Here is a 22,577-nt window from a genome sequence, read left to right as displayed (position 1 = left end):
GCCTGCTCCGGGTTTTCTTGTTTGCGGCGACCCTTTCGGCATTTCGCCCAATGGTCAAGCCGGTTGTCACTCTGAACTGGCTCCTCAGCCTGAAAGAGCCGAATCGTTTCGTGGCACGGTCAAAATACACGTGCAAAACAGGTGTCTTCCAATTCGGGCGCTACACCATGAGTTGTGAAGCGCATCACAGACAGAAGGTGATTGTTTCAGGTATGACGTTAATCATCGCACATCGTGAGCCACTGAATCGTAAAGGCAACAACAAGTGCGAAATTTTATTACTCTTTTTGATTATTTTCAGAAACTTTGCCACCCTAACCATGGGGGAACACATTTAAAGAGCGGGGGTCGCTCAATGAATTTACGAATTTCAACCAATGGCGCGGGTGCAATTTCGACCCGTCAGGCTTCAACAGAATTGGATTGTGAAACCGCAGCCTTGCTGCGCGCGGCCATCCGGCCGATCTTTGTCACCGCGGCAAGCTGGGGCAATCTGGCAGACATCCTGAAAGACAAAGGATATCGTCTGGTTTTCCGGCAAGGCCGTTTGTGTATCACGGATCGGGCAACCGATGCGCGGATTTGCGGATTGCGCTTTCTGGATATCGAGTTTCGCGAACTGATCAGCCGCCTTGGCCGCCCGATTGTTGTGGCCACAGGTGACGGAGCCAACGGAGACGTCCTGGCCGAACGCCCGACGTCGGATCAAAACTGAGAACCGACCGACTGACGCGGTCGGCCTTCAGGTAGCTTGGGAAGGGCCGCCAGGTCTGAGCCTCCGGCACCCCTTCTGGATCACGGGGCGTGTTTCAACGCCCGCTTAATGCAGCAACTGATGGTCGCTCAGGCGATCTGCTGGTAAATCTCAGCAACTTTGGTGACGGCCGCTTCGGGGCTTAGTTCCTCGCTTTCGCCAGTGCGGCGGCAGGTCAGTTCAACTACACCATTCTTCAGACCGCGCGGGCCAACCGTGATGCGCCAGGGCAGACCGATCAGGTCCATCGTGGCGAATTTGCCGCCCGCGCGTTCGTTGCGGTCGTCATAGAGCGGCTCCAGACCCAAAGCCGTCAGCGCCGTGTAGATCTTGTCACAGGCTGCATCGGCTTCTTCATCGCCCTGCTTGAGGTTGACGATACCGCAATGGAATGGGGTCACGCCCTCGGGCCAGATGATGCCCTTGTCGTCATGGCTGGCCTCGATGATTGCTCCCACAAGGCGGCTGACACCGATACCATGGCTGCCCATGTGAACCGGAACCGGTTTGCCATCCGGGCCTTGGACAGTCGCGCCCAAGGGATCGGAGTATTTGGTGCCAAAGTAGAAGATTTGGCCCACCTCGATGCCGCGCGCCACGCGGCGGCGTTCTTCGGGGATCTGATTGAACAGCGCCTCGTCATGGGTTTCATCAGTGCGGGCGTATTTCGAAGTGAACTCTTCCAGAATGGCCTGACACTGTTCGCGGTTGTCATAATCGATGTCTCGGTCGCCAAAGGTCAGATCTGTGACGGCGCTGTCATAGAAAACCTCGGATTCACCGGTATCGGCCAGAACCAGGAACTCATGCGTGTCATCGCCACCGATGGGGCCTGAATCGGCGCGCATCGGAATCGCCTGAAGTCCCATCCGTTCATAAGTGCGCAAATAGCTGACCAGATGGCGGTTATAGGCGTGCAGCGCATCTTCCTTGGTCAGGTCGAAATTGTATCCGTCCTTCATGTAGAATTCACGGCCCCGCATCACGCCGAAACGCGGGCGGATTTCATCGCGAAACTTCCACTGGATCTGGTAGAGCGTCAGCGGCAGGTCCTTGTAGCTGCTGACGTGGCCGCGGAAGATATCTGTCACCAGTTCTTCGGCCGTCGGCGTGAACAGCATGTCCCGGTCATGCCGGTCCTTCATCCGCAGCATCTCCTGACCGTAATCGTCATAGCGCCCGGATTCACGCCACAGATCCGCCGACTGGATGATGGGCATCTGGATCGCGATGTGACCGGCCCGCGCCTGTTCCTCGTGGACGATGTTTTCCAGCTTGCGCAGCACTTTGAAGCCCAGCGGCAACCAGGAATAAATCCCGGCAGAGGCCTGCTTGATCATCCCTGCACGCAGCATCAGCCGGTGGCTGACAATCTGAGCCTCGGACGGGGTTTCCTTGAGAACGGGCAGAAAGTAACGGCTCAGGCGCATGGACGGACCTTCAAAGGTAAGAATTCGACTGGACAGGTGATTATGCCAAAGCCCCGCCGGGGGCAATCGCGCATTGGTGTTTTTCCGACCTTGCGGCAGTCAGTTTTTTGATTGACCCGCCAATCGGGAATCCCAATGGTAGCGGAAACGCAAATCTCATGAGGCGCTGATGCAAACCATTCAGGAACCCGCACGCCAAATTCCCGTCATTCATCAAACCGATGTTCTGGTCGTGGGCTCTGGCCCTGCCGGGTTGGCAGCGGCGCTTGCAGCGGCACGTGCGGGGGCCGAGGTATCTTTGATTGATCGGTTCGGCTGCATGGGTGGCAACATCACTGCCGTCGGCGTCGAAGGATTTGCCTGGTACCGGCACGAGCAAACCGTCGAGGCAGGTGGCATCGGGATGGAATTCGAGACCCGCGCCAAGGAGATGGGCGCCGCCGTTCCGGAAAGCCAGTCGCTGAGCTATGAGCTGGACAGCGAAGGCTTCAAACTGGTCGCCGACAAGCTGGTCGAAGAAGCGGGTGTGCATCCGATGTTGCATCGGCATTTCGTGGCCCCGATCCTGGAAGGTGACCGGATCACCGGCGTCATCACAGAATCCAAAGCCGGACGCGAAGCGATTTTGGCCAAGGTCGTCATCGATGCCACCGGCGACGCGGATGTGGCCCATCGTTCGGGCGCGCCGACCCACAAAACTCCGCGCGAGGACATGATGGCGGCTTCGGTCATGTTCCATCTGGCGGGCGTCGATAAACGCGCCTTCATGGAAGGTGTGAAAGCTGACCCGCAGACCTACAAGGACTGGGGCGGCGGCGGAGAGTGGAATATCGAAACCTCGGGGAAAGAGGACGACATGTTCTCACCCTTCGTGCACAAACCGTTCCAGCAAGCGATTGATGAGGGGCTGATCCCGCCGCACCTGAATACCATCGCCGGAACCTGGGGTGCGATGCATGACACGGGCGAGCTGACCTACATGAACCTCATCCATCTGGCCGAGATCGATGGCACTGACCCCGACAGCCTGACGCGCGGCGAGATTGAAGGCCGCCGCCAGACCATGCTGGCCATCGACGCGCTGCGCCGGTTCATGCCCGGTTGCGAAAACGCTCGTTTGCGGAATTTTGGGATGACCATCGGCATCCGCGACACCCGCAAGATCGACGCGGTTTACAACATGACCGAAAACGATGCCCGCCATCAGGGCCGGTTCGAGGATACAATAGGTATCTATCCCGAGTTCATCGACGGCTATGGCATTCTGATCCTGCCAACTACGGGGCGGTATATGCAAATCCCTTATCGGTCGATGCTGCCCAAGGGCATCAAAGGCCTGCTGGTTGCAGGACGGTCACATGGCGCGGACCGGGTGGCGCATGCTGCCACGCGCAACATGGCCTGTTGCGCGGTCATGGGTCAGGGCGCGGGAATCGCCGCAGCGGTATCATTGAAAAGCAATCAGGAGCTGGACCAGCTGAATCTGGCACCTGTTCACGCGGAACTGCAACGTCAGGGGGTGAGGATTCACTGATGGACAATATCCCAACGATTGACATCGCGCCTTTGACTGCACCAGGAACCGCAGCCTATGACACAACGGTCCGGCACATCCTTGCGGCCTGTCAGGGGATCGGCTTTTTGTCGATCACCGGGACTGGCATATCCCAGCAAACCGTGGATCAGGTGCGTCAGATCACCCGACAGATCTTTGCCGTCGATGACGCACGAAAATGGGATCAGGCCATCACCCGCGCCAACTATCGCGGCTATATTCCCATGGGGTTTTTCACACCCAATGATGGCTCGGGCAAAGCCGACAAATACGAGGGGTACAAACTGCATCACGAGGTCGCGGCAGACGACCCGGTGCGTGAGGATTGCGCGTTATACGGGCCGAACCTCTGGCCGGACGATGTACCACGCGCGAAAGAGGTCATTCTGGGTTACTGGCGGCAACTGGATCGCGTCACCGATCTGTTGCTGGGCGCGTTAGAAGCAGGGTTGGATTTGAAAGCCGACTCGCTGCGCGGTGCATTCCGGGACCCGATGACCAACATGACCCTGTTGCATTACCCGCCTCAGGCCGAAGATGAGGCAGGCTATGGCATCCATCCGCACAAGGATACCGACGCCTTGACCATCATTGCCCCCGATCCGGTGGGCGGGCTTGAGGTGCAGACCCGCAGCGGCGGCTGGATCACGCCCGGCTGCCCACCCGGTGGTTTCGTGGTGAATATCGGTGACATGCTTGAACTGTGGTCGGGCGGGCGGTTGAAATCCACACCCCATCGGGTTGTAAACCGATCGGGTCAGGAACGGTATTCTTTTCCCTATTTCGCGGTGCCCCGTCACAACGTCGTCGTCGCGCCTTTGCTGCCGCCCCTGCCCGGCTTTGACCGCCCGGCGGTTCATTGCGGGCACTGGTCGGCCGAGATTTGGCGCACCAACTGGCCCGATGAGACCGCCACCAAAGACACGCCTGAATTGGGAACCTTGCGCGGCTGACCCCTGCAAACGCAAGCGCCATGAACCGCTTGCATCATGGGCTTTGATGCGCCAAGAACACCTGCAAGGGCCTGAACAAGGGGATCGCCATGGCTTTGCCGGTTAAGGATCAGCTGAGATACTGGAGCATCGCCGCTGCGGTTTTCGCGTTGATCATGTGGGCCCTTGGCGATGTCTTGTTGCCTTTTGTCATCGGCGGGGCCATTGCCTATTTCCTCGATCCGGTCGCTGACCGGCTGGAGCGGCTGGGCCTGTCGCGTATGGCCGCCACGGCGGTCATCACGGTCGTCGGTGTTCTGGGATTTGTACTGGCAATTCTGATGGTGGTCCCTGCGCTGATCACCCAGTTGCTGGATCTTGTCGATGTACTGCCTGATCTGTTCAAACAGTTGCGCAGTTTCATAGAAAAACAGTTCCCGTCATTGCTTGACCGGGAATCAAGCACGCACGCGATGCTGGTGTCCTTTGGCGAAACGCTGAAATCCAAAACCGGGGACGTTATGCAGACGCTGCTGACCTCGCTGGGTTCCGCGATCAACATCGTTGTTCTGTTGGTCATTGTGCCGGTCGTGGCTGTTTACTTGCTGTTGGACTGGGATCGCATGACCGCCCGCATCGGAGAGCTGCTGCCACGTGACCACGCCCCCATCATCAGGCGGCTGGCGGGTGAGATCGATGCGGTTCTGGCCTCGTTCGTGCGCGGCATGGGAACAGTTTGTTTGATCCTTGGCACCTATTACGCGGTCGCACTAATGCTTGCTGGTCTGCAATTCGGCCTGATTGTGGGTTTTATCGCGGGCCTGGTCACGTTCATACCCTATCTGGGCGCCCTTATCGGAGGCTCGCTGGCCATTGGGCTTGCGCTGTTTCAGTTCTGGGGCGACTGGGCTCATATCGGGCTGATCGCGGGTATCTTTGCCATTGGGCAGGTCACTGAAGGCAATTTCCTGACACCCAAGCTGGTCGGCAGCTCTGTCGGGCTGCATCCGGTCTGGTTGCTGCTGGCCCTGTCAGTCTTTGGCGCGCTGTTTGGCTTTGTGGGCATGTTGGTGGCAGTCCCGGTCGCCGCAGCATTGGGCGTTCTGGCCCGCTTTGCCACATCGCTATACCTCGACAGCAGATTGTACACTGGTCTTGAAGGTCTGGATCAGGAAACCGAATAAATGGCCCGACAACTCAGCTTTGATCTGCCCGCCAAAACTGCGCTCGGGCGAGAGGACTTCTTTGTGTCACCGGCCAATGCGCTGGCGGTGGCAATGATCTCGGCCACGTCCTGGCCCGGCAATAAACTGGTGCTGAGTGGGCCTGCTGGCGCGGGCAAAACCCATCTGGCCCATGTCTGGGCCGCTGAAACCGGCGGTCGAATCCTTCAGGGCAGAGACCTGAGATATGACGATGTGCCAGACCTGGCGCGTATGCCGATTGCGGTCGAAGATGTGCCTTTGATCGCCGGCGATCTCGAACTGCAAAAAACGCTGTTCCACCTGCATAATCTTGTTCTGGCCGAGGGGCACCCCCTGCTGATGACCGGCCGTCTTGCGCCGAAATTCTGGGAGTTGCCGCTGGCCGACCTGCAAAGCCGGGTCGAAGGCGCGCATCACGTCGCACTGGATCCGCCCGACGACGCATTGCTGGGCGCAGTACTTGCCAAGCTGTTTGTCGACAGGCAGCTCAACCCCGGCCCCGATGTCATCGCCTATCTTGTCAAGCATATGGACCGGCGGTTTGAAAGCGCAGCCGACGTTGTATCCCAACTGGACCAACTGGCCCTGGCTGAAAAACGCGACATTACACGCGCGCTTGCCATTCGCGTACTGAACACGGCCCCGGATGAGGTCGAGACCAATGATTGACCCGCTGACGTCAATTTCGCATCCTCAGGCAGAACTATCTGGAACACACATGGATCAGACCGTCAAAACCGATATCCCGGACTGGGGAACGTTCGGAAAGCCCCTGTTTGACAAACCGGACGCACGGGCGCTGTCGCGCGTCGGGGTTGTCGATGTCGGGTCGAACTCGGTCCGGATGGTCATTTTCGACGGGGCGGCCCGATCACCTGCCTATTTCTACAATGAAAAGGTCATGTGCGAACTGGGGGCGGGCCTGTCCGAAACCGGGCGACTGAACCCGCGTGGCCGCGAACGCGCCTTGTCGGCACTACGACGGTTCCAGCACTTGGCAATGGATCTGGATTTGCCCGGTTTGCATGTTGTCGCCACCGCCGCTGTGCGCGAAGCCTCGGATGGGCCCGAGTTTTGCGATCAGGTGCAGGCTGAAACCGGTTTGCAGGTGTCTATCATTGACGGTGACGAGGAAGCCCGCCTGTCGGCGCAGGGTGTCCTTTTGGGGTGGCCCGGAGCCTATGGATTGATCTGCGATATCGGCGGGTCGTCGATGGAATTGGCTGAAATCGGCGGTGGTCAGGTCGGCCGTCGCGTAACCTCGCCGCTTGGGCCGCTGAAACTGCGCGACATCAAAGGCGGGCGGCGCGCGCGAAAAGCGCATATCAAGGAAACGATGGAGGATCTGCGCAATCAGATGGGCCAGCAGCGAGACCGTTTGTTTCTGGTCGGCGGCAGCTGGCGCGCCTTTGCGCGGCTGGACATGCTGCGGCGGGGCTATCCGCTGAACGTTCTGCACGAATACCGCATGACCACCAAACAGGTGCGCGAGACGATCAAATACATCGAAAAACACGATGGCGAAAAGCTGCGTGCTCAGGCGGGCGTGTCGAGCTCGCGCATGGCGCTTATCCCGTATGCGATGGACGTTCTGGCGCGGCTGATCCGCACGTTCAAACCCAAAGATATCGCCATCTCAAGCTATGGGATTCGCGAGGGGTTGCTATATGAGCAGATGCCACAGGAAGTGCGCGATCGCGACCCGCTGATCGAAGCCAGCCGGTTCTCGGAAGCCAAGGACGCGCGCCTGCCCGGATTTGGCAGCAATCTCTATGATTTTGTCATCCCGCTGTTCAGATCGGCACCGCCCAGCAGAGTGCGCCTGATCAAGGCGGCCTGCCTGCTGCACGATGTAAGCTGGCGCGCGCATCCCGACTATCGGGCCGAGGTGTGTTTCGACAACGTCACGCGCGCCAATCTGGGTGGTTTGAAGCATTCCGAGCGTGTCTTCATCGGATTGGCACTGCAACACCGCTATCGCAACAAACGGGAAGGCAATCGGTTCTCTCGGCTTTACGAATTGCTGGATGAAAAAAGCCAGAAACAGGCCGAGATTCTGGGCAAGGCCATGCGGTTTGGCGCGATGTTGTGGATGCACAACGATGCCAATATGGGGCAGCTCAAGTTTTTCCCCAAAAAGCGAGAGCTGGAACTGTATCTGCCCGAAACCGCTGCCCCCCTGTTCAGCGAAGTGGCTGAAGCCCGGTTCAGCGCTTTGGCAGCAGCACTGAAATCTCAGACTCGCGTGATTATCAGGGGCTGACCTTTAACCAGGTCAGATATCTGTGGGTCCTTCTGGCACCTCGATATCCCGCTTTTCGGGCTCGGATGGCTCTTGGGTCGGTTTTCTGCGGATAATGATATCGCCATTGGGCAGGATCTCGGGCGGCTCATAAACGCTCCAGTCCTTGACCTCAGCGGCCAGTTCAGCAAGCGCCGGGCCCATCTGCTGCAAGAAGGACTGCATCGCCGGGCCAAGCTCTTCCGCCAGACCCAGCAAGTTTTCCAATGCCGGTTCCATTTCCTTGCGCAAACCTTCGAAAAACAGTTCGGCCCCCTGTTCCATCAGGGATTTTTCATTGTCTTCCTGCGCCATTGCAGGCGCAGCAAGGAACACTGAGATCGTACTGATCAGCAAGATGCGTTTCATACCTGACATATAAGGCCCGTGTGGCAGGCTGGAAAGGTCACAGTTCAATATCCAGCGTGACCGGAAAATGATCGGAGGCCGTCAAAAGCGCCTGCCGCAATTCCGGTTCAGCCCAACAGGCGGCATCCTGAAACGGGTGCCAGATACGCCAGGACGGGCGATATGCTTGCAGGTCCGTGGTAATCATTATGTAATCCAGCAATGCGTCCAGAAATTTACCTTCTTCCGGGCGGGCAAAGCGCGCAGTAGCAGGCACCGGCCCGGGCCGAAACCTGTAGGCTGTGACGGCGTTCGGGTCGAACAATCCGGCTTGCAGCAACACCTCGACCGACGAGCGGCCAAAGAGGTGCTCAAACTCATCCAGCCCGGGGCCATCGTTCAGATCGCCCAGCAAAATGACGGGCTGTTTTTGCGCAACATGCCATTCGACGCGCCGTGCAAGCCAGATCGCTTGCGCCAGCTGTTTGCGGCGATTGGCAATCGAAATCCGGATCGCCTCGTCCCGCGATTCGGCACCGTGCGGTGCCTTGGATTTCAGATGTGCCCCGATCAGGCGGATGTTGTGCCCCGCTTGCGTCGTCACCGCCAGTTCCATCGGCGGTTTGGAGAACCGCACGACATCCTCGGTCGCATCAATGTCGAGGTCGATTTTGAATACACCATCGAACCGGGGGGCTGTGGTATCTGCAATATCTCCCTTGGGATCGTGGCGAACACTCAGCACCGTTCTGTCATAGAGCAATGCCAGTTCCTGATGTGTGTCGTTTGCATAGCCCATCACCGCATCAGACGTGCGCAAGTCGAACGCTTCGGCAAAGGCTTGCAGGGCCCGAACCGTGTTCTGGCGTCTGCCCGTGTTGGGCGCCTCGACGATCACAATCGCATCTGCGTCAATTGCAGTCAGAACCTTGGCAATTGCTTCGATCTGCTGCGCTTTGGTGACGTCGTGTCTGCCGGACCAGCTGTCATCGACGATCAGCCTGTCTTTCTGGTCAAACAGATTGGCGAACCATTCGATATTATAGGTCGCCAGCCGCATCTGATCAGGCCCGCGCGCCGTTGATTTCATCCCAGGCGCGATTGATGTCGATCATCTTTTTCTCGGCCAACCGGATCGCCTCTTCGGGGACACCCCGGGCCATCATGGCGTCAGGGTGCGTTTCCCGAACCAGCTGCCGCCAGACATTGCGAATGTCGGGCAGCGGCATGTCATGTGGAACGCCCAGAACCGTGTAAGGATCGTTTGGCGCATCCGGAACAAAGCGCGCCCGCAGCGCTTTGAACTGCGCGTCGGTTTGCCCGAAAATCTGGCTGACATCTTCGAGAAATGCGTTTTCGTTCGGATGATAGAAACCATCCGCCATCGCGATGTGAAAAAGACCTTCCATCAGGTCACACAGGGTTGTGCTGTCTTCGGAAAACATGCGGGCGATTTTGCGGGCGTAGTCCTGATATCCCGCCACGTCCGTACGGGCCATGTTGAAGACGCGGGCTGCACCTTCCTCATCTTCGCGTGCGATCTGAAACACGTCGCGAAAGGCGGTGACCTCATCACGGGTCACCTGACCGTCTGCCTTGGCCATTTTGGCACCCAGTGCGATGACCGCAATCGTAAAGGCCACGGACCGTTCCGGTGGCGAGCGTAGTTTTTCAAAAACTGCGGTCAGGCTTTCGCCCTGGGCAAGCGCGCTCAGCGCATCGGATATGCGGGTCCAGATCGACATGACCGCACCCTAGCGTCACAATTCGGGACTGTCAGGTGCAACAGGTCATTCAGCACCAAGAATTTTCTGCATCAGCACAAGGTCCAGCCGCTGGCCGAACTTAAATCCGACTTCGGGCATCACCCCGACTTTCGAATAGCCAAGTGCGGCATGAAACGCCTCAGCCCCCGGATTGGCCGAGGATATGCCCGCGACAAGAACATGAACGCCTTGGGCTTGCGCGATTTCCTCCAGCTCTGACATCAACGCACGCCCCACCCCTTTGCCCCACGCATCCGGTGACAGCTGGATCGTATGTTCGCAGGTTTGCGCATAACCGGGCCCGGTGCGGAAAGGGCCATATGTGGCAAAGCCGATAACGTGGCTGTCGTGCTCGGCAACCAGATAACCGGGCGCGCGTGCCTTGATATCTTCGGCAATCTGGGCGGCGCTGCGTTCGTCCGTCGTGAAAGTGACCAAAGTGTCCCGGATGATCGCATTGGTGATCCGGGCAATGGCTGGTGCATCTGACGCTGTGGCCGGGCGTATGTTCATTCCAACACCCGAAGCCCATGAGGTGTCTCAATTTCTGACTGCAAAGCGGCGGGGCCGGTATCGAACACCACATGATCCAGTTCACCCAGTTGACGGGCCAGTGTCAGGGCATCGGGGTGATAGACAACCAGACGCCGCAACCGGCACGCGCTGTCCTGCAACATGTTTGCCGGGTGCAGGTCGCCTTGCCATTCGATAAGGGCGGGAAACAGATTGTCGAACGGCAAACGCCCCGTTGGCGGAACCGCCATGCGCCATTGCAACGCGCCGCGGGTCAGGTCGATGGGCTCTCCGGTGCCATCGGGGAAGATCGACAGTGTGGCCTCGATATCCTCGACCCGGCATATCCAGTTCGTCAAACGCGGTCCGCCCTGAAAATTGTCCAGATCGAACCATCGCAGCCTGCCCGGAGGCTGCGCCTGCGGATCGATGGCAATCGCTTCCAGATAGAGCCCGTCCCTGAGCCCCAGCAGCCTGTTATGTGTCCCGAATTTTCCGTGTTTCCCACCGGGTTGCAGTGCAACACCAAGCGCCTGTTCGATATGCGCAGACGCTTCTTCAAGCGTTTCGCCCGCGACGGCCAGATGATCGAGTAACATGTCCACCCTCCTGCGAAAACGACCGGACCCAAAGGGATCAGGTCGCATGTTTTCGCCATTGGCGCAGGATCACAAGAGCTTTCGTTTAAAGACTTGCCTTGTGTCAGGGCCGCGCTTCGCGGATTAGGCGCAGAATGTCCTGAGCGGCCTCGGGAATGTTGGTACCCGGACCAAAGATAGCCTTGACCCCGTGGTCATACAGGAACTGGTAATCCTGCTGCGGGATCACCCCACCACAGATCACGATGATATCGTCGGCCCCTGCTTTCTTCAGCTCTTCCACCAGCTGCGGTGCCAGTGTTTTATGCCCCGCCGCCTGCGAGGAAATGCCGACCACATGCACGTCATTGTCCACCGCGTCCTGCGCGGCCTCGGCAGGTGTCTGGAACAGCGGGCCAACGTCCACGTCGAACCCGATATCTGCAAAGGCCGTGGCGATAACCTTGGCACCGCGATCATGCCCGTCCTGCCCCATTTTGACCACCAGAAGACGGGGGCGGCGGCCTTCGGCCTCGGCAAAGTCCTCGATGGATTTCTGGATCGCGGCAAAGCCTTCGTCGCCCTCATAAGCAGCGCCATAGACACCGGCCAGGGTTTTCACCTCGGCGCGGTGGCGGCCGAATTCTTTCTCCATTGCCATGCTGATCTCTCCTACGGATGCACGGGCGCGGGCGGCTTCGACCGCAGCGGCCAGCAGGTTTCCGCCCTCCTGGGCGGTCTTGGTCAGGGCGTTCAGCGCGGCTTGGCACGCGGCTTTATTTCGGGTTGCGCGAATGCGTTCCAGCCGCGCCACTTGCGCCTCGCGCACGGCGACGTTGTCGACATCCAGAATGTCGATCGGGTCTTCCTGTTCCTTGCGGTACTTGTTGACGCCGACGATCACTTCGTCGCCCCGGTCGATCATGGCCTGACGGCGGGCTGCGCTTTCCTCGATGCGCAGTTTGGGCATGCCCGAGGCAACCGCCTTGGTCATGCCACCCATCTCCTCGACCTCTTCCATCAGGGCCCAGGCTTTTTCGACCAGTTCATTGGTCAGGCTTTCAACATAGTAAGAACCGGCCAGAGGATCGACCACATCTGTTACACCGGTTTCTTCCTGAAGCACGAGCTGGGTGTTCCGCGCAATGCGGGCCGAGAAATCGGTGGGCAGCGCAATTGCCTCGTCCAGAGCATTTGTATGCAGGGACTGGGTGCCCCCAAGAACTGCACTCATCGCTTCATAGGCGGTGCGGATGACATTGTTGTAAGGGTCCTGTTCCTGAAGCGAAACGCCGGAAGTCTGGCAATGGGTGCGCAGCATTTTCGACCGTTCGGACTTTGCCCCAAACTCGGTCATTACCCGGTGCCATAGCGTGCGAGCGGCGCGCAGTTTGGCGATCTCCATGAAGAAATTCATGCCGATGGCAAAGAAGAACGACAAACGGCCCGCGAACTTGTCCACGTCCATCCCGGCCTCAGTCGCGGCACGGACGTATTCACGCCCATCAGCCAGCGTATAGGCCAGTTCCTGTACAAGGTTCGCCCCGGCCTCTTGCATGTGATAGCCCGAGATCGAGATCGAGTTGAACTTGGGCATCTCGTTCGACGTGTATTCGATGATGTCCGAGATGATCTTCATCGACGGTTCCGGCGGGTAGATATAGGTGTTGCGCACCATGAATTCTTTCAGAATGTCGTTCTGAATGGTGCCGGACAGGACAGACTTGTCGTGACCCTGTTCTTCACCCGCAACAATGAAACTGGCCAGGATCGGAACAACCGCGCCGTTCATGGTCATCGAGACCGAGACCTTGTCGAGCGGGATGCCATCGAACAGTATTTTCATATCTTCGACACTGTCGATGGCAACACCTGCCTTACCGACATCGCCCACAACGCGCGGGTGATCACTGTCGTAGCCGCGATGTGTCGCCAGATCGAAGGCAACCGAAACGCCCTGCTGGCCTGCCGCCAGGTTGCGGCGATAGAAGGCGTTGGATTCTTCGGCGGTCGAAAAGCCCGCATACTGGCGGATCGTCCATGGACGCCCGGCATACATCGTGGCCTTGACACCGCGGGTAAACGGGCCAAACCCCGGCAAAGACCCCATATGCGGCAGATCGGCGGTGTCTTCCTGGGTGTAAAGCGGTTTGACCGCGATACCTTCCAGCGTTTCCTTGGTCAGGTCGCCCAACGGACGTCCGCGCAGCTCTTTCTCGGCAAGCGCTTTCCAGTCCTTTGTGTCGGTCATTTCGATTTCCTCTCGTCAATACGGATGGCGGTCGCTGAAAGCGTCCGCGCCAAGGTCCTGCACTTGGCCTGTTCTTTCAGACACAAGCGCGAAAATGTGGTCACCCGGCACAAATCGCCGGTCGCAATCGCGGGCACAGGGGCTATATTCGAAAGAACAGGAGGCCACATGACACGCACGCTTGCCTTTGTTTTCTCGGCACTAATCCCTCTGGCCGCCTTGGCGGCAGACGGAACCGCGCCGTCTGATGACAGTTTTGTCCGCCCGGTGGGTGAAAGTGAACTCAGCGAGTTTTTGTGGGTCAAACGCCCCATTGTGGTTTTCGCTGACACGCCCGCCGATCCGCGGTTCCAGCAGCAGATCGATATGCTTGTCGCAGAAGAAGCAGCCATGCGCGACCGTGATGTCATCGTGCTGACAGACACGGACCCGTCTGCCCGGTCTCCGATCCGGACCAAGCTGCGGCCGCGTGGCTTCCAGATGGTGTTCGTCGACAAGGACGGCGTGGTCAAACTGCGCAAACCCAGCCCGTGGAGCGTGCGTGAGATTGGCAGGTCTATCGACAAGACCCCCCTGCGCGAACGCGAGATCCGCGAACGGCGCGAAGGGGGCTGAACGCTTTCGCCATGTCCAAAGGCCTCGGCGCGATGCGCTGGAAACGTTGGATTGTATGCCGAAAGCGCCAACATGGTCATTCGAACTCGATGATCACGTCGTCTACAGCAAGGCTGTCACCGGGGCCTGCATTGACCTTGGCCACCACGCCCCTCTTTTCGGCGCGCAGGATGTTTTCCATCTTCATCGCCTCAATTGTGCATAGCGCCTGACCTTCCTGCACTTCCTGCCCAACTTCGACGTCAATCTTCACGACAAGGCCGGGCATCGGACAGAGCAGCATTTTCGAGGTATCTGGTGGCAGTTTTTCCGGCATCAGCTTGGCCAGTTCCGCCTGGCGCGGACGGCGTACATGCACTTTCAAGTCCGCGCCGCGGTTGCGAACGCGGAACCCGCCCGAGATCTTGCCGATTTTCAGAACCAGCGGGCTGCCATCCACGTCCAGAACCGCCAGTTGATCGCCCGGGGTCCAGTCCGAAGCGACACGCAGGGACGGTCCGTCCTCAAATTTGACCGTTGACCCCTCTTTGTCGGCATTGACCTGCACGGCGAAATCCTGCCCCTGCAATGTCACAACCCAGCGCTTGCCTACTTTGCGTTCGTGATTGTCCATCCGGCCCGACACGCGGGTGCGCCGGATTTCGGCGACGCGGTGCATGGCCGCGCAGGACGCAGCAATCCGGCGCAGATCCACTTCGGGCAACGTGACGCCCTCGAATCCGTCTGGATATTCTTCAGCGATAAAGGCCGTTGTCATGTCACCGCTGACAAACTTTGGGTGATCCATCACTGCCGACAGGAACGGCAGGTTGTGACCGATGCCTTCCACTTCGAAACTGTCCAGCGCCACGCGCATCGCCTCGATGGCTTTCTCACGGGTCGGGGCCCAAGTGCAGAGCTTGGCAATCATCGGGTCGTAATACATGCTGATCTCGCCGCCCTCGTAGACGCCGGTATCGTTACGTACGGCGGTTTCACCATCGGGTGCTTCACCCTGCCATTTGCCGTTGACCAGCAACGGACCAGCCGAAGTTTCCTGCGGCGGGCGATACCGGGTCAGCCGACCGATCGACGGCAGGAAGTTGCGATACGGGTCTTCCGCATACAGACGGTTTTCAATCGCCCAGCCGGTCAGGGTCACGTCATCCTGCGTTATCGATAGCTTTTCACCCGCTGCGACACGGATCATCTGCTCAACCAGATCGACGCCGGTGATCAGTTCCGTAACAGGATGTTCCACTTGCAGGCGCGTATTCATTTCGAGGAAGTAGAAGTTCTTGTTTCCGTCCACGATGAACTCGACCGTACCTGCACTTGCGTAGTTCACGGCCTTGGCCAGAGCGACAGCCTGTTCACCCATCGCCTTGCGGGTTTCAGGATCAAGGAAGGGTGACGGTGCCTCTTCCACCACTTTCTGGTTCCGGCGCTGGATCGAGCATTCGCGCTCGCCCAGGTAGATGCCATTTCCGTGACTGTCGCACAGAACCTGAATTTCGATATGGCGCGGCTGGGTTACGAATTTTTCGATGAAGATCCGGTCATCTCCGAACGAGTTTGCGGCTTCGTTCTTTGACGACTGAAAGCCTTCGCGCGCCTCTTCATCGCTCCACGCGATGCGCATACCCTTGCCACCACCACCGGCGCTGGCCTTGATCATGACCGGATAACCGATGTCGTTCGAGATCCTGACCGCCTCGTCCGCGTCTTCGATCAGCCCCATGTAACCCGGAACCGTCGAAACTCCGGCCTCCTGTGCGATCTTCTTCGAAGTGATCTTGTCGCCCATGCTTTCGATTGCACCGACAGGGGGGCCAACAAAGGCGACACCTTCGGCCTCGAGCGCCTCGGCGAATTTCGAGTTCTCCGACAGGAAGCCATAGCCGGGATGAACTGCCTGCGCGCCGCTTTGACGGATGGCATCCATGACCTTGTCGATCACAATGTAGGACTGGTTCGCCGGGGGCGGTCCGATATGCACGGCTTCGTCGGCCATCGACACATGCAGCGCGTTCTTGTCCGCGTCCGAATAAATGGCAACGGTGCCGATACCCATCTTGCGGGCGGTCTTGATGACCCGGCAGGCGATCTCGCCCCGGTTGGCGATCAGGATCTTATTGAACATGAAACGTCCTTTGGCTTGGTGTTCCGGAAACGCAAAACGCCGCCGCAGAGAACGATCCCCACGACGGCGTGATGCGCAATGATGGCTGAGGCGCCAGGCGCCCCGAAGGATATGCGTTAGTTACAGGTGTTCTGCGTCTTGCAGTACAGCACGTTGCCCGCTGCACCGACGGCCGCGCCAAACAGCGGGTCGGCATTGAGGACCGCAGCCCCCACAGCCCCGGCACCACCGCCAAGGAGTGCCTGTTCGCCCGTAGTGTCACCGCACGCGGCCAGACCCGCACAGGTCGCCGCAACAAGGATGAGTTTCGAGAATCGCATTGTGTCTGCCCTTTTAGGTTTCTTGGTTCGTTTGGAATCAGATGCGCGATATGGGGCCTGTTATTCAATATCAATGCAGTTGCAGGCAGGTTTTGTGCAGGTTTTCGCTTCTCTTTGGCCTTAGGAGCCAAAAAGAAAAACGCGGACAGGTCTATGTGGGGAACACAAGCCTGCCCGCGCAAGGAAGGGGTACGGAATAGTAGGTGCATGTGCGGCGCAGGCAAAGTAGAGCCGCACGGCCCATTAAGTTTGCACGGCACAATCTGTTGAGCAAACACAGTATTGTTTCCCTGGGACAACTCGGCTGGTTTCTGCCCAAGCCGCAAAATGGCGCGCAACTTCGTGCCGACAGCATTCAAGTGAAATACCAGCGCGAAAGACCCGTTCACCGTCACAGTTTCGTTACAAAACGGACCACTTCCGATGTTTTCTGCAGTTGCAGCATCACGAATCGCCGCCACTCCACCGGCGAAGGAATTACGGCGCAGCAGCGCGTTAGATGACAGGTTCAAGACGCCGTGATTCAAGAAGCCAAAAAAGGCACATTTTCTTGATAAATCAGATGGTTCTATTCTCTTTCTCGTGATTTCCAAAGATTTCTGCTGCGTGAAACGGTCCTTGGGCACACTCGCACTCAAAGGAACACCCACATGACTATGACTAGAAAAAAGGCACTCCTGCTCGCTGCCTCTGCGCTCAGTGTGACCGGCACGTTTGCTTTCGCTCAGGACGCCCAGACCCAAGCTGAGCTCGACGCTTTGCGCGCCCGGATCAAGGCGCTGGAAGCCGCCAAAAGCAGCCCCGCCAATGGAGATTTCCGCATCGGCAACACCGTTCTGGACGTTTACGGGTATGTGAAGGCCGATTTCTTTTATGACTTCGACTACGATCAGGGGGATACGGCGTTCGTGAATGTTATCGGCGAGCCCTCGGCTGCGACCGACGGCACCTTCGGGGCAACCGTTCGCCAATCTCGGATCGGACTGCGTACCACCACCCCAAGCGGGATCGGTGACATTGGCGGACAGCTGGAGCTTGACCTGTTCGGTTCCGGCGGCACGGCTGAATTGCGCATACGCCATGCCAACATCACCATCGGCGACCAGTTCCTGATCGGTCAGTACTGGACCAACTTCCAACCATTGGACACCTACCCGACCACTGTCGAATTCAACGGACCGGTGGGTATCGCATTCGCTCGTGTCCCGCAGCTGAGATACACCGGACAGCTTGGCAGCAATGCACAGTTTGCGGTCTCGATCGAAGAGAACGTCAGCGGGTCGAATTCCGATGATCCCGTCCTGACGGCCTCGGCGGAATATAACGACGGCACATATATCGCCCGTGGTGCCGTTTTGTACGGTAAAGCCAATTCCGGCAATGTCGAAGTGGATCAAACCGGCTTTACGTTGTCCGGCGGCATTCGCCCCTGGCAAGGCGGGTTGTTCCAGGTCAACTACGTCACAGGTGAGGCGCTTGGCCCATACCTGATCGGTCTCGGCGATGCCATTGTCGGTGGGCAGGCCAACGATGTGGATGGCTACACCGTGGAATTCAGGCAGGACATCGGTGCAAAGTGGAATGTCGGCATTGCCTACGGGCGCGAAGATTATGATCTGCCGACCTCGACCGGCACGCTGTCCTTCACCGAGCTGGAAACGATCCATGTCAACGCGTTCTACAACGCGACAGACAGTCTGACGCTCAGCGCCGAATACATCTATGGCGAGCGGAACGACGCGCCCACCGGCAGAACCTTTGATGGTAGCCGCGTTCAGCTTGCGGCCCAGTTGAACTTCTGAGACCACACATAAATCCTGCCCGGTTTCGGGCAGGATTTTCCCGAAACCGGGCATGATTGGTTTATGTGCGGCTGCGAATGTCACAATCAGTCCATCCCGTCGATGATGTCCGGGAAGGATACGCGCGCAGCGTTTACGTCGATGACAAGCAAAGCATCATAGCTGGCCGGATCAAAGGGGTCTTCTGCCGGAATGACTTCGCGCCCGAACAGCCAGCTCAGACGCCCCGCATCCAGATTACCCCGTTCGAACGGCTGGTCGCCGAAATGGGCCCAAAGGGCCTCCATGAAAGCGATGTCAGCGCGCCTGTCCGCAGGTTTACGATCCCGAAACCGCTCGCGCTGCGTTAACGGTGTAACGCCCTTTGGGTTGGCGCGACGGATGGTGAACTGAAAGTCGGTGCCTGAAAGGCGACCGGGAAAACCACGGTGCTTCAGCATGAATGGCCCCCCTGTGTCATACTTGCAGACAAAAGCAATTCGAGCCCGAAAAAGGATGGGGTCATGATGCGCACCTCCAAAGCCGCACAGTTGGTCTGAGACGCTTTGTACTCATGAAGTCTTGCGGTCATGGTCAAAGCCCCTCCCAGATACACCGGGACTGCTCCAGCCGGTAGGCCTCAAAAAACTGGGTCGCATCCGGGGCGGCATCACCAAACTCTACCGGGCGATCGGACAAAGAGATAACGACCCGCGCCGGATGCAATTCATGCTGAGCAACATATGGAATGGCCAGAATCTGGCACAGGTGCTCCATATCCTTCGACGCCACATCATACCCGATCCGCCCTACTGACGCGCCTATTCTGGGCGCGATAAAGCGAAAGCGCAGCCAAAGCTCGCCAGGGTTGTTGTCCAGCAGGACATCGCTCAGTTGCACTGGCTGGCCCGACGGCACCGGCAGCAACGAATCGGAATCCGCAAAAGCAGGATGGCTGAAGGTGAGTGCACCCAGACAAATGGCGCGACCCCGGACCCACCAGCGGCGAGCTCCTCCTTCCGGGGTCGCGCGCGCAGTACGATTAGTCTGCGCGGTTCTATGTCTGACGGGTCGGATCATTTAACTATTTGCCGGTTTTTGTCAATTCCGCCTCAATTTGAGGGGGTTTCAGCCTCGGAACCGCTGTGACGGTCAAAGATTGAGCGGGGCGGGCCATCCCGCCCCTAGATGGATCACAGCGGGATATTGTCGTGCTTTTTCCACGGGTTCTTCAGCTGTTTGCCGCGCAAGCTGGCAAATGCCCGGGATACACGACGGCGGGTCGAATGCGGCATGATCACCTCATCGATGAAGCCGCGCTCGGCTGCCACGAAGGGATTTGCAAATCGGTCTTCGTAATCCTTGGTATGCGATGCGATCTTGTCGGCATCCCCCAGATCGGCGCGATGAATGATCTCGGTCGCCCCTTTGGCCCCCATGACCGCAATTTCGGCGGTGGGCCAGGCATAGTTGAAATCACCGCGCAAATGCTTGGAGGCCATAACGTCGTAAGCACCGCCATAGGCCTTTCGGGTAATCACTGTCACCTTCGGCACGGTTGCCTCACCATAGGCAAAGAGCAACTTGGCCCCATGCTTGATGACACCACCATATTCCTGGCTTGTTCCCGGCAGGAAGCCAGGAACGTCGACTAATGTCAGGATCGGGATTTCGAAGCAGTCACAGAAGCGCACAAAGCGCGCAGCCTTGCGCGAGGAGTCGATATCCAGACACCCGGCCAACACCATCGGCTGGTTTGCGACGACGCCTACGGTCTGACCTTCCAGCCGGATGAACCCGGTAATGATATTCTTGGCAAAATCTTCCTGAATTTCATAGAAATCGCCCTCGTCCGCCACTTTGGCTATGAGTTCCTTCATGTCGTAGGGCGTGTTCGGATTCTCTGGCACAAGAGTGTCTAGCGAAGCCTCGATCCGGCCGGGCTCGTCAAAGAACGGGCGCACGGGCGGCTTTTCGCGGTTGTTGAGGGGCAGAAAGTCCACCAGGCGCCGCACCTCGGCCAAAGCTTCGACGTCGTTTTCGAACGCGCCATCAGCGACCGAGGATTTCTTGGTATGGGTCGAAGCCCCGCCCAGTTCCTCGGCAGTCACCACTTCGTTGGTTACGGTCTTCACCACATCAGGGCCGGTCACGAACATGTAAGAGGTGTCTTTGACCATGAAGATAAAGTCGGTCATCGCCGGGCTGTACACCGCGCCACCCGCACAGGGGCCCATGATAACGCTGATCTGCGGCACCACGCCCGAGGCCATGATGTTGCGCTGGAACACTTCGGCATACCCCGCCAGCGAAGCCACACCTTCCTGAATGCGCGCGCCGCCCGAATCGTTGATGCCAATCACCGGCGCACCGTTCTGGACCGCCATGTCCATAATCTTGCAAATCTTCTGAGCATGGGTTTCCGACAGCGATCCGCCAAAGACGGTAAAATCCTGGCTGAACACATAAACCATGCGCCCGTTGATCGTACCCCAGCCGGTGACGACGCCGTCACCCGCAGGCTTTTGTTTTTCCATTCCGAAATCGGTGCAGCGATGGCTGACGAACATGTCAAACTCTTCAAAGCTGCCCTCGTCCAGCAGCAGTTCGATCCGTTCTCGTGCGGTCAGTTTGCCGCGCGCGTGCTGGGCATCGATCCGTTTCTGCCCACCGCCCAGGCGTGCGTTGTCGCGGCGGTCTTCCAATTCGGAAAGAATGTCTTTCATGACGACTATCCCCTTATAAATTTGCCGGGACCCTACCTGCTTGGGCCGCTCATCCAAAGCTATTTTCGGCAAATTTGCAAAATTTCAGCAACAGTAATTTGGATAACTGCAAAACTGCGAATTTTTATAAGCAATTCTGCGAATGGCTGGCAATCCGAAAATCCACGGCTATACATGTGAACCATGCAGTTTAGCTCTGACGCGGTCCACCGCACACCACCCACATTGGCGACGCTTGTTTTACTCTCGGGCCTGTCCGCCCTGAGCATGAACCTGTTTCTGCCCAGCCTGCCAAACATGGCCGAGTATTTCGAAACCGATTACAAGGTCATGCAGCTGTCGATTGCGCTTTATCTGCTGATCAATGCCATTCTGCAAATTCTCATAGGTCCAATTGCGGATCAGGCAGGTCGCAGACCAGTTTTATTGTGGGGCCTTGGCCTGTTCCTGATAGCGACCCTTGGGTGCATCTTCGCCCCCAATGCCACGGTTTTTCTGGCGTTCAGGATGTGTCAGGCTGTTGTGGTCGTCGGCATGGTTCTCAGCCGCGCTGCGGTGCGGGACATGTACGATCAGGACCAAGCTGCCTCAATGATCGGTTATGTAACGATGGGCATGGCCGTGGTTCCGATGATTGGCCCTGCCATCGGCGGCTTGCTGGAAGTGAGTTTTGGCTGGAAAGCGAATTTCTGGCTGCCCTTTGCCGTAGGTCTGCTGACTATGGCACTGACCTATTCGGACTTTGGGGAAACATCGGCAAAGAGCGGCAAAACGCTTGTCCAGCAGTTCAAGGAATACCCCGAACTTTTGACCTCGCCACGGTTCTGGGGATACTCACTGGCTTGTGCCTTCTCATCGGGTTCGTTTTTCGCCTATCTCGGCGGCGCACCATTCATCGGCACAGAATTGTTCGGGTTGAGCGCGGCGCAGGTTGGCATTTATTTTGGCGCACCTGCAGTTGGGTATTTTGTCGGCAACTTCATGAGCGGGCGGTTTTCAGTGCGGTTCGGCGTGAACCGCATGGTGCTGTGGGGAAGCCTGCTCAATGCGTTTGGCGTAGCTGTATCGGCATTGCTGTTTTTAGCGGACCGCGGAACCGCACTCAGTTTCTTTGGGTTCATGACATTTGTGGGCGTCGGTAATGGCATGGTCATCCCCAACGCAACTTCGGGCGCGCTATCAGTGCGCCCTCAACTGGCTGCAACCGCCTCGGGCCTGAGTGGGGCCATCATGTTGGGCGGCGGCGCCGGGCTGAGCGCGCTGGCAGGTGCCTTGCTGACACGTGAAACTGGCGCGATGCCGCTGCTTTGGCTGATGCTGGCAACAGCCGTTCTGGCGATCGTCGCAATTTCAACTGTCGTACGAAGAGAACGACAATTGGGGCTGTAACCGCTTGCCCC

The 22,577-nt window shown here is 58.2% G+C and carries 21 protein-coding genes; 9 read left to right on the top strand and 12 right to left on the bottom strand.

Annotation, left to right across the window (positions count from 1 at the left end; translation table 11 throughout):
* Nucleotides 1-355 precede the first annotated feature (355 nt).
* Nucleotides 356-715 (top strand): hypothetical protein, encoded by a 360-nt coding sequence (locus AC2FLO_RS08335; RefSeq protein WP_267366022.1) that lies wholly within the window; start codon nt 356-358, stop codon nt 713-715.
* 128 nt (nt 716-843) lie between these two features.
* Here AC2FLO_RS08335 and proS read toward each other — a convergent pair whose 3' ends face one another.
* Nucleotides 844-2,184, bottom strand: coding sequence for a proline--tRNA ligase (gene proS, locus AC2FLO_RS08330; RefSeq protein ID WP_480481934.1), 1,341 nt, complete (start codon nt 2,182-2,184; stop codon nt 844-846).
* 169 nt (nt 2,185-2,353) lie between these two features.
* On the opposite strand from proS, the gene AC2FLO_RS08325 reads away from it, so the two are divergent.
* The 5 genes from AC2FLO_RS08325 (at nt 2,354) to AC2FLO_RS08305 (ending at nt 8,139) form a co-directional block, all read left to right on the top strand.
* Nucleotides 2,354-3,718 carry an FAD-dependent oxidoreductase gene (locus AC2FLO_RS08325; protein ID WP_496752731.1) on the top strand — a complete coding sequence of 455 codons (1,365 nt, stop codon included), beginning with the start codon at nt 2,354-2,356 and terminating at the stop codon, nt 3,716-3,718.
* The gene (locus AC2FLO_RS08320; RefSeq protein WP_496752732.1) at nt 3,718-4,692 is read left to right on the top strand and encodes an isopenicillin N synthase family dioxygenase; all 975 of its coding nucleotides are present in this window, start codon (nt 3,718-3,720) and stop codon (nt 4,690-4,692) included. The genes AC2FLO_RS08325 and AC2FLO_RS08320 overlap by 1 nt, the downstream gene beginning before the upstream one ends.
* Nucleotides 4,693-4,781: 89 nt before the next feature.
* A complete protein-coding gene (locus tag AC2FLO_RS08315; RefSeq protein WP_496752733.1) occupies nt 4,782-5,855 on the top strand; it encodes an AI-2E family transporter in 1,074 nt (357 codons plus the stop codon).
* Nucleotides 5,856-6,545, top strand: a complete 690-nt coding sequence (locus tag AC2FLO_RS08310) for an HdaA/DnaA family protein (protein ID WP_496752734.1) — start codon at nt 5,856-5,858, stop codon at nt 6,543-6,545. It begins immediately after the preceding gene.
* Nucleotides 6,546-6,594: 49 nt separating this feature from the next.
* The gene (locus tag AC2FLO_RS08305) at nt 6,595-8,139 is read left to right on the top strand and encodes a Ppx/GppA family phosphatase (RefSeq protein WP_496752735.1); all 1,545 of its coding nucleotides are present in this window, start codon (nt 6,595-6,597) and stop codon (nt 8,137-8,139) included.
* 12 nt (nt 8,140-8,151) lie between these two features.
* Here the strand turns inward: AC2FLO_RS08305 and AC2FLO_RS08300 are convergent, their stop codons facing one another.
* The 6 genes from AC2FLO_RS08300 to scpA form a co-directional block, all read right to left on the bottom strand.
* The gene (locus AC2FLO_RS08300; RefSeq protein WP_480486355.1) at nt 8,152-8,526 is read right to left on the bottom strand and encodes a hypothetical protein; all 375 of its coding nucleotides are present in this window, start codon (nt 8,524-8,526) and stop codon (nt 8,152-8,154) included.
* 37 nt (nt 8,527-8,563) lie between these two features.
* Complete coding sequence (locus tag AC2FLO_RS08295) at nt 8,564-9,565, bottom strand: endonuclease/exonuclease/phosphatase family protein (RefSeq protein ID WP_480545819.1); 1,002 nt, start codon at nt 9,563-9,565, stop codon at nt 8,564-8,566.
* Nucleotides 9,566-9,569: 4 nt separating this feature from the next.
* Nucleotides 9,570-10,250, bottom strand: coding sequence for a TerB family tellurite resistance protein (locus AC2FLO_RS08290; RefSeq protein ID WP_267365678.1), 681 nt, complete (start codon nt 10,248-10,250; stop codon nt 9,570-9,572).
* 45 nt (nt 10,251-10,295) lie between these two features.
* Complete coding sequence (locus AC2FLO_RS08285) at nt 10,296-10,784, bottom strand: GNAT family N-acetyltransferase (protein ID WP_496752736.1); 489 nt, start codon at nt 10,782-10,784, stop codon at nt 10,296-10,298.
* Nucleotides 10,781-11,383 carry a VOC family protein gene (locus AC2FLO_RS08280; RefSeq protein ID WP_496752737.1) on the bottom strand — a complete coding sequence of 201 codons (603 nt, stop codon included), beginning with the start codon at nt 11,381-11,383 and terminating at the stop codon, nt 10,781-10,783. The genes AC2FLO_RS08285 and AC2FLO_RS08280 overlap by 4 nt, the downstream gene beginning before the upstream one ends.
* A gap of 103 nt (nt 11,384-11,486) precedes the next feature.
* Nucleotides 11,487-13,613 carry a methylmalonyl-CoA mutase gene (scpA, locus tag AC2FLO_RS08275; protein ID WP_496752738.1) on the bottom strand — a complete coding sequence of 709 codons (2,127 nt, stop codon included), beginning with the start codon at nt 13,611-13,613 and terminating at the stop codon, nt 11,487-11,489.
* A gap of 168 nt (nt 13,614-13,781) precedes the next feature.
* Between scpA and AC2FLO_RS08270 the strand changes: the two genes are divergently transcribed.
* On the top strand, nt 13,782-14,228 hold the full coding sequence (locus tag AC2FLO_RS08270) for a DUF4174 domain-containing protein (protein WP_267365674.1): 447 nt from the start codon (nt 13,782-13,784) through the stop codon (nt 14,226-14,228).
* Between the two features lie 76 nt (nt 14,229-14,304).
* On the opposite strand, the gene AC2FLO_RS08265 is transcribed toward AC2FLO_RS08270, so the two are convergent.
* Nucleotides 14,305-16,350, bottom strand: coding sequence for an ATP-binding protein (locus tag AC2FLO_RS08265; protein WP_496804438.1), 2,046 nt, complete (start codon nt 16,348-16,350; stop codon nt 14,305-14,307).
* A gap of 116 nt (nt 16,351-16,466) precedes the next feature.
* On the bottom strand, nt 16,467-16,670 hold the full coding sequence (locus AC2FLO_RS08260; RefSeq protein WP_267365672.1) for a hypothetical protein: 204 nt from the start codon (nt 16,668-16,670) through the stop codon (nt 16,467-16,469).
* 650 nt (nt 16,671-17,320) lie between these two features.
* Here AC2FLO_RS08260 and AC2FLO_RS08255 point away from each other — a divergent pair.
* Entirely contained in the window at nt 17,321-18,472 is a 1,152-nt protein-coding gene (locus tag AC2FLO_RS08255; protein WP_496752740.1) for a DcaP family trimeric outer membrane transporter, read from the top strand.
* An 86-nt stretch (nt 18,473-18,558) separates the two neighbouring features.
* On the opposite strand, the gene AC2FLO_RS08250 is transcribed toward AC2FLO_RS08255, so the two are convergent.
* The 3 genes from AC2FLO_RS08250 to AC2FLO_RS08240 form a co-directional block, all read right to left on the bottom strand.
* Nucleotides 18,559-18,912: a hypothetical protein gene (locus tag AC2FLO_RS08250; protein WP_480773163.1), complete on the bottom strand. Its 354-nt coding sequence runs from the start codon at nt 18,910-18,912 to the stop codon at nt 18,559-18,561.
* A 133-nt stretch (nt 18,913-19,045) separates the two neighbouring features.
* A complete protein-coding gene (locus AC2FLO_RS08245) occupies nt 19,046-19,378 on the bottom strand; it encodes a DUF6497 family protein (protein WP_267367703.1) in 333 nt (110 codons plus the stop codon).
* Between the two features lie 266 nt (nt 19,379-19,644).
* The gene (locus AC2FLO_RS08240) at nt 19,645-21,177 is read right to left on the bottom strand and encodes an acyl-CoA carboxylase subunit beta (protein ID WP_480582916.1); all 1,533 of its coding nucleotides are present in this window, start codon (nt 21,175-21,177) and stop codon (nt 19,645-19,647) included.
* A 183-nt stretch (nt 21,178-21,360) separates the two neighbouring features.
* Between AC2FLO_RS08240 and AC2FLO_RS08235 the strand changes: the two genes are divergently transcribed.
* On the top strand, nt 21,361-22,566 hold the full coding sequence (locus AC2FLO_RS08235; RefSeq protein WP_480582913.1) for a multidrug effflux MFS transporter: 1,206 nt from the start codon (nt 21,361-21,363) through the stop codon (nt 22,564-22,566).
* Nucleotides 22,567-22,577: the final 11 nt, after the last annotated feature.

Source organism: Ruegeria sp. TASC047 (assembly GCF_059612445.1).
Note: the sequence above shows the minus strand (reverse complement) of the source record. Positions and strands in the feature narration are given on the sequence as shown.